Below are 14,057 nucleotides of genomic sequence, written 5' to 3'. Positions count from 1 at the left end.
TTAAAATAGATGTGCTGATATTTCATTCACTCGGAAGTAGAGCTATTCGGAAGTACTGAGGTTATACTCGGCTAAAAAATGGCTGGCAATAAGATACCGGGAGAATAAGAGCCAATTAAAGAAACAACTGATCACGACATTTGAGGGGGGTATCACTATGATTCCAATTTACAAGTATTTGAGAACTTGACTATATCTGTTTGAGTGTTTATACGAAATTTTTTGAGTAGCAGGAGTTTTATAATACGTTTTTAGCTATTTTAGGGTTGATTGGCAGGTTTGGTATAGGCTCAACTTTGTGCCTTTAGAAGAGACCTCTTCTTTATAAGAACTCAAGCACCCAAGTGTACAGAACATATTATCTTTGAGATAGTTCTCCAGCACATATATTTCCTTGCCGCAATTTTTACATTTAACTTCGACTAGTTCCATTTTCCACTCCTTCTTTTTTCTGGATTATCAATATTATTGCAAGTAACTCAATTACAGGCAGGGCGATTGTGAGATATTCGTGTTACCTGCTTCCATCCTTGAAATACAAGCAGTTTCAAGACCTGCCCCAGTACTTGCTTTCACCACCAGATTAAACTTGTAGAACATCATATGACTTTCCGCTTTATATATTTATCGAAGCCCCTCCCCCCCAAAATAATGATTATGATGATTATCATTTTAATGTAATACTGACGTTTGAAGCAGAGCGCGATTATGCTTATATGCATGTTAAGATTATAAAGGCAACATGATATTCGAGCACTGGGTATACTCAACCGCAATTGCAATAATTGCGGGCATGGTATATTATAAGCTCACCAGTCGCGATTATTCATGGATCATAATCGGAAGTGCTTACGTGCCTGACCTTGATTTTATTGCAGACAGGATATTTAAGAAAATCGACATAACTATACTTGTTTATGGCGATCCCATTAAGCATGGTGATTTTCATAATATAGCAGTGCTGCTTCTTTTTGCAGTTTCAGCCGCATTGTTATTGCAGATTGTCGGTATCAGGCTTGTGGATTCATTCATATTCGCCGGTATTGGATTCGGGGCGCACCTGTTTGAGGATGCGCTGGTGTTCAACCCTGGATACCGCTTTTTTTGGCCATTATTAACCCAGAAATTTGGTATTGGGATTATGGGATATAACCGCGATTGGTACGGTATTGCGGATAAAGAGGTGCTGGTTATAGGTCTGGTCGCGGTGATTTTATGCGCGGCTATAAGGACTGCTTATGAGGGGAAGGGGTGGATAAGAAGAATGGTGTATCTTGATCCACTTGATTACATAAACCGCAGATGATCGCCCCGAGTCGCGCCTCGGGAGGCCGCATCCACATCAAGGGTTATGCCTCTTGAGGCCGCACACACGTAGTGCAAAGCGGATGTGTATACGTTCTCCAGCCCCGCCGACGCTAAAAGTTTAGCAGTCTTTAAATATACGTACGACATAAAAAGCCTGGGATGAAAAATCAAAGGGTGATGGTAGCCGGTGGTGCAGGCTTTACTGGCTCGAACTTGGCTGGGAATCTGGCAGAGCAAAACGATGCCGTTATTCTCGATAACCTATCCACGGGCAGGTTGAAGACTATAAAAGAGTTTTTAAAAAGGAAAGTTTACCGTGATATAACAGGATTAATATGAATAGACATATTTCAATAGCAAGACCAATTACAGCCGAAGAGGAACTAAAAGCCATTGAAGAAGTATTAAACTCGGGGATGCTTGCGCAGGGAAGGGCGGTCAGTGAATTTGAAAATCTGTTTTCTGAGTATATTGGCGTAAAAAATGCAACAGCCGTCAGCAATGGCACAGTTGCATTGGATGTAGCTCTTAAGGCTTTAGAAATCAGGGAGGATGATGAAGTAATAACTACACCGTTTACATTTATATCCACTGCAAACTCGATTCTCTACCAGAAAGCCAAACCCGTTTTTGCTGATGTGGATGAGCGAACTTTTAATATTAATCCTGAGGACGTATTAAATAAAATAACTGCAAAAACAAAAGCAATAATCGGGGTGCATCTGTTCGGGCATCCATTCGATGTAAAAGCCATACAGGAGATTTGCGAAGACCATAAATTACTGCTGGTCGAAGACTGCGCACAGGCTCACGGTTCGGAGTATCGTGGTAAGAAAGTGGGTAGTTTTGGGACTGGCTGTTTTTCATTTTATCCCACGAAGAACATTACCACAGGAGAAGGAGGCATAATAACAACAAATAACGATCAGGTTACGGAATCATGCAGGTTGCTCAGGAACCACGGGCAAAGTTCAAAATATTTTCATACAGTATTGGGATATAATTACAGGATGACGGATATACAGGCGGCGATTGGCATAGTTCAGCTTAAAAAATTAGATGGATTCAATAATAAGAGGATACAAAATGCACATTATCTAAATAGACATATAAAAGTAGATGGAATTATTACGCCGCATAAGGAAAACAAGGTCAAGCATGTATATCACCAATATGTACTTACTATTGGCGAAAATTCAATGGACCGCGAAAAGTTCATGAAATACCTGAGCGCCAGAGGCATCGGATGCGCAGTTCATTATCCAATACCGATTTATAAGCAACCGCTGTATCAGAAATTAAGCTATACAGATGAAAATGTTAACTGCCCGGTTGCCGGAAAATTAGCAAACATAGTTTTAAGTCTACCAGTCCATCCGGCGTTAACTGCAGAAGATTTAAAATATATTGCCGATACTATCAATAATTTTGAGGGAGTTGAATGAAAGTAGGTATCATTGGTACAGGAACAATGGGTAAAAACCACGCCAGAGTATATTCCGAGCTTAAAGGGATTGAAGATGTTTATGTTTTTGATTCGAACAAGAATAATGTTACTGAAATGAGAAAAATGGGATTTATTGCTTGCGACTCCATGAATGAATTGCTGGATTATGTTGAGGCTGTAAGCATCTGTGTTCCAACAAAATACCATCTGGATGTTGCAAAGGCAGCTATCGAAAAAAATGTTCACTGCTTGATTGAAAAACCATTAGCTATGTCTGTTGATGAAGGGAAAGAATTATTAGATTTTCTAAAAAACAGGGATCTTATTGTCGGGGTAGGGCATATTGAGCGATTTAATCCAGTTATAAATGAAATCCGAAAGATAACTGTAAATCCCTTTTTTGTTGAAATGAGAAGACATAATCCCTCGTCATCAAGAGTAACTGATAGTTCTGTAATTGAAGATTTGATGGTACATGATATAGATATTGTATTTAATGTTTTATTTAACATGAAAAATTATAAAATCTACAGTGGTGGAAACCATGACGTATGTAAAGCCATGGTCGCATTCGATGAATCAATCGCCTCTATTTCTGCAAGTAAAAGGGCATGTAAAAAGATACGGACTATATATATTGAAGACGAAAATTTCACGATTGAAGGGGACTTTATGACACAGGAAATTTATACCTACTGGAAACCAGAAAAGTATGGTATCGATCGAGAGAAGTATACGCAGGAGAACATCATTGAGAAGGTTCTGGTAAACAAGGTAGAGCCACTGAAAGTGGAATTGAGAGCGTTTGTTGATTGTGTAAAAAACAATACAGAGTTCCCTGTCACGCCTGAACAGGCTTTAAATAATCTCAGGATATGCGAACAAATAAAAATGGGTTTTGAATGAGCTACTATAAACATCCGACAGCAATCGTAGAAAGTGATAAAATTGGAGAAGGGTCCAAGGTATGGCATTTTGTTCATATAAGAGAACATGCGGAAATCGGAAAGAACTGCAATATCGGGAAAAGCGTTTATGTTGATTCTGAAGTTAAAATAGGGAATAACGTAAAAATCCAGAACTTTGTATCAATATACATGGGCGTTGAAATAGAAGATGACGTTTTTGTTGGACCCTCTGTTGTTTTTACAAATGATATGTATCCGAGGGCATTTATCTGGGGAGAGGACAGGATAGTCCGGACGGTTGTTAAAAAAGGTTCAAGCATCGGCGCTAATTCAACCATTATTTGCGGGTCAACGATCGGGGAATATGCCATGGTCGGGGCCGGAAGCGTGGTCACAAATGATGTTGCTCCGTTCGGCCTGGTGTTCGGGAATCCCGCACGATTGAGGGGTTTTGTTTGTTACTGTGGTAAGAAACTGGATAAGATAGTTGGGGACGAAGAAGATAAGGTCATTTATAAGTGTGAATGTGGGAAAACAGTTAAAATCATAAAAGAGTGGGTCAACAATGCGTAGGATAGCAGTGATAGGTCTTGGAAAAGCAGGATTGCCGATCGCAAGCGTCATAGCAGATAGCGGATTTAATGTTTCCGGTGTTGATATAGATAAAAGAAAATGTGACCTTATTAACAGGGGTATGAATCCGATCCCGGACGAGCAGGGTCTGGATGGATTGATAGCAAAACACGGTGGAAAGAATTTAATTGCAATGGCAGAATATAAGGATGCTGGGGATTGCAATTTTTTTATTGTTATTGTTCCGTTATTTATCGATGAAAATCATAACCCGGATTTCGCTATTTTGGAAAATGCATTTAGAAATGTCGGGAAGATTTTGAAAAAGGGTGATTGTGTGGTTTTAGAAACGACCATTCCCCCGCTGACTACAGAGACGATTGTTAAAGGATGGCTGGAAAATGAGAGCGGGTTGAAATTCGGTGAGTTTTATCTGGCGTATTCCCCTGAGAGAATCATGACTGGTTACAGTATTTCCAGATTAAAGGAGTTTCCAAAGGTCATTGGGGGCGTTGATAAGAGAAGCGGGAATATTGCTTATGATGTTTACAAGGAGTTTATTCCGAACCTGCATTTAGTTTCGTCCTCTAAGGTTGCAGAGTTTATTAAAGTCATAGAAGGCTGTTACAGGGATGTGAATATTGCCCTGGCAAACGAGCTTTTCAAGATTACCGGTGAGCTAGATATTGATTTTTATGAGGCAAGAGAGTATGCAAATCACCAGTACTGCAATATTCACCTGCCGTCTACGGGCGTTGGCGGACACTGCATTCCGTTTTATCCATGGTTTTTGATCAAGGAGATGGAGCGGAGAGCAAAATATGACCATGGTAATTTGTTGAGGACTTCAAGAGAGATAAATGACCAGATGATGAATTACTGGGCTGAAAGGATCGTTCTGGAATGTTTGAGGATTAATAAAGCCTTAGGGGATGTAAAAATATGCGTTAAGGGGATAACGTACAGGGAGGGGATCAAAGAACTGATTAACAGCATGAACCTAGCTCTTGTGAAACTGCTGACTGAAAAGGGTTTGAATGTGTACGCTTATGATGAGCTTTTTATCAGAGAGGAGATTGAGGAGATGGGTTTAAGGTTCATCGAGCCAGGGGATGCGGATCTGGTATTTGATTGCTTTGAACTGGTGATTAAATAATGAAGATTCTCTCTATCGTAGGCGCCCGCCCCCAGTTCGTCAAGTGCGCGCCGCTGTCCCGCGAACTGAGGAAGGAGCATGAGGAGGTACTGGTGCATACGGGACAGCATTATGACCATGAGATGTCGGAGGTATTTTTTGAGGAATTAAATATCCCGAAGCCTGATTATAATCTGGGCATTGGCTCAGGCAGTCACGGCGAGCAGACAGGAAAAATGCTTATTGAAATCGAGAAGGTGATGATAAAGGAAAAGCCCGATCTTGTGCTTGTTTATGGGGATACCAACTCAACGCTTGCAGGCGCGCTGGCTGCGGCGAAGCTCCAGATAAAGGTGGCGCATGTGGAGGCGGGGCTGCGCAGCTTTGACAGGAGGATGCCTGAGGAGATTAACAGGGCGCTGACAGACCATGCATCTGACCTGTTGTTTTGCCCTACACAGACCGCGGTGGATAATCTGGCGAAAGAGGGTATTACAGAAGGTGTGCATCTTGTTGGGGATGTGATGGTGGATGCGCTTGAATATAATAGAAAGGTGGCTGAGGAGAAATCCAGGATCATTGAGGAGCTAGGACTTGAAAAAGGAAAATATCTTGTGATTACAGTACACAGACCCGGTAATACGGACAGTAGAGAGAACATGACCAATATCATCGAGGCGATGGGCGAGGCAGGCAGGACTGTAGTATTTCCTGCACATCCTATGACCGAGAAATACCTTGCGAAATACAATCTACTTGAGAGTATGCCTGAGAATGTGAAATTGATCCAGCCCCTTGGATATCTGGATATGCTGAGGCTCATGAGCGGCGCGGAGAAGATACTGACCGATTCAGGCGGGATTCAGAAGGAGGTGTACATGCTTGGGGTTCTGCATCACGCTGCGGGAAAATACGGAATGGGTGGAGACGCTAAAAGGAGGGTGGAACATGCTGGTGGGGGCTGATAAGGAGAGGATTGGTAAAGCAATAAGCACATTCGAGCCTGAGAGTAAGCAAAGGGATGTTATTGGCACGGGCGCGAGTGAAAGAATTATGAAGATAATCGGAAGATACAGCAATGAATAAGAGGATAAAAGTTTTATTTGTGCGCCCTTATAAGCCCTCTTTTATCCAAAAGGACCTCGAACTACTTAAAAAGCATTTTGACGTGAAAAAGGTGGATTTTGTTTTAAGTAGGAAAAATTTAAAGGACACTTTGATGAGTCCATTTAAAATGGTTGCGGGAGTTATATGGGCAGATGTGACATTCTCATGGTTTGCTGGTTATCATGCTTTCTGTGCAGTTCGTTTATCAAAAATATTAAGGAAGAAGTCGATAGTGGTTGTCGGGGGGTATGAGGTAGCGGAGGTGCCAGAAATAGGATACGGTGTGATGTTGAATCCGAGGTCTGCTAGTAGAGTGAAGTATGTGCTGGATAATGCTAATAAAGTACTTGCGGTTTCTGAGTTTAACAAAAAAGAGATTTTGAAACATACAGATTCTAAAAATGTCGAACTTGTTTATAATGGTGTTGATTGCGATAAATTCAAGCCAGAAGGTGAAAAAGAAGATTTAGTGATAACCGTTGGAAATCTCACAAAAAACACTTGCAGATTAAAGGGCATCGATACATTTGTCAAAGCATCTTTAGCACTTCCTGAGCTAAGGTTTGTTGTTGTTGGAAATTATGATGTGGATATTCGTAACCACTTGAAGCAGATTGCACCAAATGTCGAATTTACTGGAGCATTATCGCATGAGGAAGTCGTATCATGGTTGAAAAAAGCTAAAGTATATTGTCAGCTTTCATACAGGGAATCATTTGGTATGGCTCTTGCAGAATCGATGTGCTGCGAATGTGTGCCGGTAGTCACAAATAATTCAGCATTGCTAGAAGTGGTCAAAGATACTGGATTTTATGTGCCGTATGGTAATATGGAAGCAACAGCAGATGCAATAAAAGAGGCATTGAAATCTGGTAAAGGAAAGGAAGCAAGAGAAAGGATCATCAAAATGTTTCCGATAGAGCTAAGAGAGAAAGAATTAATAGATATTATTAATATCAGTTTAAATTAGATGACTAAAAATGAGCTAAATAAATACGAAGAAATTGCGAGACAATTTCCACAGAGTAATTTACTTGAAGGTTATCATCATTTTCGAAGACTAGAACTTACATTGTATTTTCTAAAAAAATTGGGAGGAGATTTGCTTGTTCTTGATGCTGCATGCGGTGATGGTATCCAGGCGGAACGAATAATTGATATACATAGAGTTATTGGGATAGATCTCTCACCGACGAGAATAAAGAGGGCAAAGAATAGAGTTAAGGAAGGGACATTCATGAATGGTAATCTTTATAATTTGCCTTTTAAGAGCAACAAATTTGATGCTGTTGTTTTAGGCGAGATAATAGAACATTTGCACGAACCAAAGGAAGTGCTCAAAGAAATTAATCGTATATTAAGACGAAATGGATATTTAATAATGGATATTCCATCGAGATCCAATATAGTCGATATGATATTACGTTTTTTAGGAAAAAATCCGATGTGGGGTTTATATGTAGATAAATCTCACGTTGCTTTTTATGATATGCATTCTATTGAAAGCATTTTTAAAGATTCAGGTTTTAAAATAATAGATGCCCGTGGTGGTCCATGTATTAGATATGATTTGCCTCTGTTGGGCATGTTTACATGGCAGAAAAAAAAGTGGGCGATTTTGAAGATTATAGATATGATACTAGAAAGAATTCCTGTTATTAAAAAATATGGAGCAATTCAAATATTTTTATTCAGGGTGGTTAAATGACAAAAATGGAGAACTTGCAAAATCAAAACTATTGGAACAAAAGATATTCAAGCGGTGGTAAGAGTGGAGAAGGTTCGATAGGAAAATATAGAGATTTTAAATGGAGAGTCATAACTCAATATGTACATATAATAGATGATGTTTTAGATATTGGATGTGGTGATTTAAGTTTCTGGGAAGGACGAGATTGTGAACATTATACTGGAGTTGATATTTCTCCCAACATGATTGAAAAAAATAGAAAAATTAAGTCGAATTGGAATTTTATAATTAGTCATGCAGAAAAAAAGTTAAATTTAACAGCCGATCTTGTTATCTGTAATGATGTGCTTTTTCATATTATGGATGATGCAATATTTGAAAAAATCCTCAATAACTTATGTGAATATTCCAATAAATATATATTCATATTTACATGGAATAAAAACCCATTTATTAAGTTCCAATATAGATTAAATCTTTTAAGTTCATTAAGGTTTGATTTATTTCTGAGGTTTCTGTTGTTAGATAATACCTCAGATGGGAAGTACCAAAAATATAGGGATTTAAGTAATTATTATAGAATTTTTAAAGAAGCTGGTTTTGATTTAGTCAATATTCATCCAGCGCCTATTAAACCGTATATTGGGGCAATGTATGTTTTTAGGAAAAAGAATGACAAATTAATATATTAAGTTAAATTAAAATATTGCAAGGCAGTCAAGGTAGCTATTTGAGGTATACGAGATTTTTTAAAAAAAAGCGGCTCTCACGTATAATATCCATAAAATACATCTTATCTTCTTTTTTCAGAAAAAATGTGGCAATCATAAAAACATAAATGCACAAAATCACAATGCCCAATAAATACAGGTTTATAAATTCAGATCGTATAAAAATTAAAATAGCCAAAAAACTTAGACCAGATATTTTAGCATACCATTTAAAGTCCATTTTTATTTTCATCATCTTGATAGCGATAAATAAATTTAAAAAAGATGCTAAAGATAAAGATATCGCTGTAGCTGCCGCTGCCCCAGCGATACCAAACTTGGGTATGAGTAAGATGTTAAACACAACATTTGTTATTGCGGAAAAGCCAACTATTCTCAAACCTATATCAGGTCGACCCACACCTGTTACAGCCCCCCCTATTGATTTAGCAACTCCAAAAATCACTGTTCCTACAATTAATATTTCCAAAGGCAAAACGGCATAAATAAATCTTTCTCCAAATATTATCGTTATAATCTCTTTCGCAAAAAATCCAACCCCCAATCCAATTGGTAATAAAATACAAGCAGTATATTTCATACTTTTATCAATCATAGTTTGCAACGCGACATGATTATTCGTACTCCAATACTCGGAAGTCGCAGGATATGTTATCGTTTGAATAGCTTGGGGAACCAGCCAGATAAATGTGCTGAAAGCAACTGCCACACCATAGTACCCTACATCTGCTGCTGTTAAAAAATACCCTATCAGAAGCGTATCTGCCTGGTAATTTATCGTATTTATCGCATTTGCCCCAAATATTTGCACACCGAATAACAGTATTTTTTTAGTCGTCTCGGCATATCCCTCCAGTACGATCTCAAAATAGTGTCTACTGACCATTATTAGATAAAAACATGACCCTATTGAAGAGAGAACTATGCCTATTACCACACCAGCAACACCAAACCCCTTGTGAATCAATACTAATGAAACAATTAACAACAAAACACTCTGAAGAATTGTTGCTATCCCATATTTTTTCATCTCCCTGATCCCGTTCAGAAATCCAAGCAGAGTCCCACACACCAGAGCAAAAGGAAAGACGGGAGATAAAATTATCAAAAGGCTGGACAGTCCAAGCATCTTGAATATTCCTTCAAATATGCCTGACGAAATGAAAAAAAGCATACTAAACCCAATACCAAGTAATAAAGAAGTAATAACGCCGGCAGATACAATCGAATTTGTTATTCTTCTATCTCCTTTATGTTCAGCCACATATTTTATTATTGCAGCAGGAATCCCTATTGCGGCAAAAAGCATTGCAATCCCATAAATCGTGGAAGCCATCCTGTACAATCCCAGATCTATGGCGCCAAGATACCTGCCAAGAATTATTGTTATGATAAAGCCAAGAAGCATGCTGATTACGGAGGCGATGAATGCTATGCCGACGTCGAAGGCGAATTTTTTGGAGGCTTGCATGTTTACAATTATCCATTATTATGATTTATTTGATTTGATTAGGCAAATTTCAAATTAAAGTGTTATTGTTCATAAATTTTGTTGATATTTTTCTTGAGATGTAAAGTCTATAAATGATGTTATAAGATATATATAAAAATATTTTTTTATTCGTGTTTTCCAAAATTTATATGATATATGGTATTTGTGCTTTAGATAGGTAGGAAATTTTAGTAAGATATTTTATTATTTTAACTCCTCGAGCATATTTTGCATGGCTCTGGTCTCCGGTCAATTTTATGGTCCAAAAATATACTCCGCGTCAGTTTAAAATACCTATTATTCCAAACATTTTTATCCGAATATTTTCCGTTTCTTTCTAAATTTAAAAGCATCACCGCGCATCCACCAATATTACCATCACCATCTAAACGCATTGTGGTAAAATGTTGCTCACATATTTTCCTCTTATTATTATCTAGCAGAACCGGCCATACCACATCTACCTTATATTTCTTTTTTTTCAAATTGTTTATAAAATCCATGGCTTCGATATCATTATCTTTTAAGCATCTCTCATCTGCTGTAAATCCTGGAAATGGTGTTGGTAAGAAATTAATCAGATAGACCGAATCAACACATAATTTTTCACATAGTTCAATGATTAAAGGGATTCTTCTGTAATTTTCTTTATCAATTATGAAATTTAACCCAACAGTAATCTTAGATTTTGTCTGTATTTTTTTTGACACCAATGAATTAATATTTTCAATGATTCTTCTGTAAATCTCAATTGGCATACCTGTTATTCTGTGAAATTCTTCTTGATTATCTCCATTGACACTTATGGTAATTTGACTTAATCTGCTACTAATTATTTTTTCTATAATTGCTTTTTCTAATAATACTCCATTGGTATTTGTTGAAACATTCATTTTCATTATTCTGGTGCCATAATCTACCATTTTGAAAAAATCAATATTTAATAATGGTTCTCCGCTACCAATTATTGTAATATCTAATGCCTTATTAAATTTATTGACAAAATCCTTAAATAAATCAAAATTTACATCAATGGTTGACTTATGTTTGAATTCAAAGTCTCCTATATGCTTCGAATGCGCATGGCACATATCACAATTTAAATTGCATCTATCTGTAGATGCAATGGAAAGCGTAATAGGATCATACCTTAATATTATGGACTTCTTGCTGAATTTATATCGTATCAAATTTAGAATTTGGCTGCATCTGTGGGGGTGTCCTTCAGTTGTAAGAATATAGCGTTTAATTCGCCAAAATTTATTCAATTTTTTATTCATAACTCAATTTATCTCATCGACATTATTTTGGTTGCAATTCAAATTTATTTATGGTTTTTCTATTTGATTAAGAATTATACTTTCACAGACATGTTCGATCTTTTTAGTAACATTAGCCCAACTATTATTCTCGACGACATATATCTTTCCATTTCTACCCATTTGTTTTCCAAGTTTATCATCTTGAAGTAGTTTTAGGATTGCATCTGAAAGTTCATGAATGTTCTCTGGTGTCACTGCAATGCCACATTTAGATTTAGTCAGTAAATCAATAACACCAGGTATACTGCTTGCAACAACTGGTTTTCCACATGCGAGGTATTCATAAATTTTCAAAGGTGATAGACCAATTTTAGCATTTCTTGCAGTAATAAAAGGAGCAACACACACATCACTTGCATTGATATACATCGGAACATGCTCATAGGGGACGCTCCCTGTAAATATGAATCTATCAAAAACATCAAGTCTTCTGGCAAGTTGCATCCATTCATTTTTCATAACGCCATCACCAATTACTAAAAATCGAGCATCAGAGCATGCTTTTATTACAAGAGGGGCAGCTTGGATCAAGTTTTCAAGACCTTGCCAATAAACAAGATGGCCAACAAAACAGATATAATTATAATTTAGATTGAAATTTAATTTTTTCTTAATTTCATTGACATCCATAGGTCTGAATAAATCAATATTTGTACCATTTTCAATTATATGGATTTTATTTTTTGAAATATTATATTCCGTTTGAAGAGATAATTTTAAATTCGATGTAACTACGATAATTTTATCTGCCAGAGAAAATGTATTTGATTCAATTATTTTAATTACTTTCCTGACCAGCCCTTTCATTTTAAGTTCATCTGTTGTTAAGCCATTTACTTCAATAATACAAGGAATTCTAAATATCTTTGCAAGTCTGCATCCTGTGCCAAAAATATGATGTCGCTCATATATCACATCACATTTTGATGTTAATAGAACAAAAAAACCAATAATAAATGTATATAGGAAGTATGAAGGTGACATAAGAAATGGTATCTTAATGAATTTTCCTTTTATGAATTTTATATTATTTTCCTTTAATATATTACTATTGTCTGTGGAAGATATCACAGTAATTGAATTAATATTTTTTGATAGATTTAAGATAATCTCTCGTACATGAGTCGAGTCTCCACCACTTCCATTCATATTTACCGTAGTAAAATATAAAATATTCATTTTATCATATCAGTTTAATGCTTTCAAAAGTTTTCATCCTGAACAGTTCTGTATTTATGTCTATATCTGGGAAAATAACCATCGTCCATGTGAAACATCTTACGAATGTCTGCACTTCAAACCTTAATTCTCTGATCAATAACAAGTTTAACAATAATAATGAACGGGAAACTATGAGCTTTGTGGTCATATTTTGTAGATGTTATATATAGATTTTGATGGTTATTCAAAATACAGATTTTTATAAATTTTAATATATTTATAAATTAATGCATTCCAATCAAATTTGTTTTCAACACTTTTTCTAGCATTGTTTCCTATTTTATCTCTTAATTTGGGATCATTCACTAAATTCAATAGATACCCTTGGTAATTACTATAAGTCTCTGCAACATATCCATCCTTCTTATTCTCAATCATCTCATGAACCGCTCCAACATTATTCGTTATTACAGGTAATCCTGAAGCCATAGCTTCCAAGATTGCTATTGGAAAATTGTCATGACTAGAATAATAAATAAAAATATCACTTTCCTCCAAAACCTCTCTTGGATCATTTAAGAATCCAGTAAATCTAATGTCATTATCATATTTTCTTGCCTTTTCTTTTATTTTTTCTAAATAAGCCCCCCCGCCAACTAATGTACAACTAATCTTTTTATCGATGTTTTTTTTAATTTGCCCATATATTTCTATTAGATTTAAAACGCTTTCAGCTTTATCTTTAAAGCCAAAATTAGTAACAGTGACCAAATTTATAACATCACTTTCCTCATGTTTAACCTGTTTAAATTGGTTTGGAAAAATTGCATTGGGGATGACAACTGCATTATCTAAGTTTAACCTTTCTTTTAAAAAATGACTTGGTGTAGTGACAACATCTGCCTTTTTTATTGCTAGTGGGTAAAAATATCTCCATATATTCTTCTCTATTGAATATTCACCATGAAGAGTTAAAACAACAGGTTTTCTCCAGAGTTTATAAGTCAGAGGAATTGCTGTGTGAATTAGATTCGCATTTTGATACAATGGGGCTTGAATTATATCCTCTAATTTATATAGATGGTTTGAATCTATTTCTTCTTTATTTAACATTAATGCAAGATTTTTCGCCCAATTATAAGGGCCTCCAAAAGATAGAGGACTTAAGATATTTACCTTCATA

13 protein-coding genes and 1 pseudogene are annotated in these 14,057 nt (G+C 36.4%); 10 read left to right on the top strand and 4 right to left on the bottom strand.

Annotation, left to right across the window (positions count from 1 at the left end; genetic code table 11):
* The first annotated feature begins 742 nt into the window (after nt 1-742).
* The 10 genes and pseudogenes from MNV_RS10110 to MNV_RS10065 all read left to right on the top strand — a co-directional run bounded on the left by MNV_RS10110 (nt 743) and on the right by MNV_RS10065 (nt 8,860).
* Nucleotides 743-1,306 carry a metal-dependent hydrolase gene (locus MNV_RS10110; RefSeq protein ID WP_096205735.1) on the top strand — a complete coding sequence of 188 codons (564 nt, stop codon included), beginning with the start codon at nt 743-745 and terminating at the stop codon, nt 1,304-1,306.
* A gap of 161 nt (nt 1,307-1,467) precedes the next feature.
* The gene (locus MNV_RS10105) at nt 1,468-1,647 is read left to right on the top strand and encodes a hypothetical protein (protein ID WP_096205734.1); all 180 of its coding nucleotides are present in this window, start codon (nt 1,468-1,470) and stop codon (nt 1,645-1,647) included.
* Complete coding sequence (locus tag MNV_RS10100) at nt 1,644-2,753, top strand: DegT/DnrJ/EryC1/StrS family aminotransferase (RefSeq protein ID WP_096205732.1); 1,110 nt, start codon at nt 1,644-1,646, stop codon at nt 2,751-2,753. The genes MNV_RS10105 and MNV_RS10100 overlap by 4 nt, the downstream gene beginning before the upstream one ends.
* On the top strand, nt 2,750-3,661 hold the full coding sequence (locus MNV_RS10095) for a Gfo/Idh/MocA family protein (protein ID WP_096205730.1): 912 nt from the start codon (nt 2,750-2,752) through the stop codon (nt 3,659-3,661). Before MNV_RS10100 ends, MNV_RS10095 begins: the two co-directional genes overlap by 4 nt.
* A complete protein-coding gene (locus MNV_RS10090; RefSeq protein ID WP_096205728.1) occupies nt 3,658-4,236 on the top strand; it encodes an acyltransferase in 579 nt (192 codons plus the stop codon). The genes MNV_RS10095 and MNV_RS10090 overlap by 4 nt, the downstream gene beginning before the upstream one ends.
* Nucleotides 4,229-5,392 carry a nucleotide sugar dehydrogenase gene (locus tag MNV_RS10085; protein WP_096205727.1) on the top strand — a complete coding sequence of 388 codons (1,164 nt, stop codon included), beginning with the start codon at nt 4,229-4,231 and terminating at the stop codon, nt 5,390-5,392. The genes MNV_RS10090 and MNV_RS10085 overlap by 8 nt, the downstream gene beginning before the upstream one ends.
* A pseudogene (gene wecB, locus MNV_RS10080) lies at nt 5,392-6,457 on the top strand (non-hydrolyzing UDP-N-acetylglucosamine 2-epimerase). The gene MNV_RS10085 and the pseudogene wecB overlap by 1 nt, the downstream one beginning before the upstream one ends.
* Nucleotides 6,450-7,448 carry a glycosyltransferase family 4 protein gene (locus MNV_RS10075; RefSeq protein WP_096205725.1) on the top strand — a complete coding sequence of 333 codons (999 nt, stop codon included), beginning with the start codon at nt 6,450-6,452 and terminating at the stop codon, nt 7,446-7,448. Before wecB ends, MNV_RS10075 begins: the two are co-directional and overlap by 8 nt.
* Nucleotides 7,449-8,186, top strand: a complete 738-nt coding sequence (locus MNV_RS10070; protein ID WP_096205723.1) for a class I SAM-dependent methyltransferase — start codon at nt 7,449-7,451, stop codon at nt 8,184-8,186.
* Nucleotides 8,183-8,860, top strand: coding sequence for a methyltransferase domain-containing protein (locus MNV_RS10065; RefSeq protein ID WP_096205721.1), 678 nt, complete (start codon nt 8,183-8,185; stop codon nt 8,858-8,860). The genes MNV_RS10070 and MNV_RS10065 overlap by 4 nt, the downstream gene beginning before the upstream one ends.
* Nucleotides 8,861-8,894: 34 nt before the next feature.
* On the opposite strand, the gene MNV_RS10060 is transcribed toward MNV_RS10065, so the two are convergent.
* The 4 genes from MNV_RS10060 to MNV_RS10045 all read right to left on the bottom strand — a co-directional run bounded on the left by MNV_RS10060 (nt 8,895) and on the right by MNV_RS10045 (nt 14,056).
* Nucleotides 8,895-10,370, bottom strand: a complete 1,476-nt coding sequence (locus tag MNV_RS10060) for an oligosaccharide flippase family protein (RefSeq protein WP_096205720.1) — start codon at nt 10,368-10,370, stop codon at nt 8,895-8,897.
* A 230-nt stretch (nt 10,371-10,600) separates the two neighbouring features.
* Nucleotides 10,601-11,671, bottom strand: coding sequence for a radical SAM protein (locus MNV_RS10055; protein WP_096205718.1), 1,071 nt, complete (start codon nt 11,669-11,671; stop codon nt 10,601-10,603).
* A gap of 48 nt (nt 11,672-11,719) precedes the next feature.
* On the bottom strand, nt 11,720-12,892 hold the full coding sequence (locus MNV_RS10050; protein ID WP_096205717.1) for a glycosyltransferase family 4 protein: 1,173 nt from the start codon (nt 12,890-12,892) through the stop codon (nt 11,720-11,722).
* Nucleotides 12,893-13,114: 222 nt separating this feature from the next.
* Nucleotides 13,115-14,056, bottom strand: a complete 942-nt coding sequence (locus MNV_RS10045) for a glycosyltransferase family 4 protein (protein ID WP_096205715.1) — start codon at nt 14,054-14,056, stop codon at nt 13,115-13,117.
* Nucleotide 14,057 lies beyond the last annotated feature (1 nt).

Source organism: Candidatus Methanoperedens nitratireducens (genome assembly GCF_900196725.1).
In the GTDB taxonomy this organism is placed as follows: Archaea; Halobacteriota; Methanosarcinia; order Methanosarcinales; family Methanoperedenaceae; genus Methanoperedens; species Methanoperedens nitroreducens_A.
This window is presented reverse-complemented; position numbering and strand designations above follow the sequence as displayed.

Excerpts from the sequence above, each read along its gene's own strand:
- MNV_RS10060 (WP_096205720.1), bottom strand. The coding sequence starts at position 10,370 with ATGCAAGCCTCCAAAAAATTCGCCTTCGACGTCGGCATAGCATTCATC.
- MNV_RS10095 (WP_096205730.1), top strand. The coding sequence starts at position 2,750 with ATGAAAGTAGGTATCATTGGTACAGGAACAATGGGTAAAAACCACGCC.
- MNV_RS10105 (WP_096205734.1), top strand. The coding sequence starts at position 1,468 with ATGAAAAATCAAAGGGTGATGGTAGCCGGTGGTGCAGGCTTTACTGGC.
- MNV_RS10075 (WP_096205725.1), top strand. The coding sequence starts at position 6,450 with ATGAATAAGAGGATAAAAGTTTTATTTGTGCGCCCTTATAAGCCCTCT.
- MNV_RS10085 (WP_096205727.1), top strand. The coding sequence starts at position 4,229 with ATGCGTAGGATAGCAGTGATAGGTCTTGGAAAAGCAGGATTGCCGATC.
- MNV_RS10055 (WP_096205718.1), bottom strand. The coding sequence starts at position 11,671 with ATGAATAAAAAATTGAATAAATTTTGGCGAATTAAACGCTATATTCTT.
- MNV_RS10045 (WP_096205715.1), bottom strand. The coding sequence starts at position 14,056 with ATGAAGGTAAATATCTTAAGTCCTCTATCTTTTGGAGGCCCTTATAAT.
- MNV_RS10090 (WP_096205728.1), top strand. The coding sequence starts at position 3,658 with ATGAGCTACTATAAACATCCGACAGCAATCGTAGAAAGTGATAAAATT.
- MNV_RS10065 (WP_096205721.1), top strand. The coding sequence starts at position 8,183 with ATGACAAAAATGGAGAACTTGCAAAATCAAAACTATTGGAACAAAAGA.
- MNV_RS10110 (WP_096205735.1), top strand. The coding sequence starts at position 743 with ATGATATTCGAGCACTGGGTATACTCAACCGCAATTGCAATAATTGCG.
- MNV_RS10070 (WP_096205723.1), top strand. The coding sequence starts at position 7,449 with ATGACTAAAAATGAGCTAAATAAATACGAAGAAATTGCGAGACAATTT.
- MNV_RS10050 (WP_096205717.1), bottom strand. The coding sequence starts at position 12,892 with ATGAATATTTTATATTTTACTACGGTAAATATGAATGGAAGTGGTGGA.
- MNV_RS10100 (WP_096205732.1), top strand. The coding sequence starts at position 1,644 with ATGAATAGACATATTTCAATAGCAAGACCAATTACAGCCGAAGAGGAA.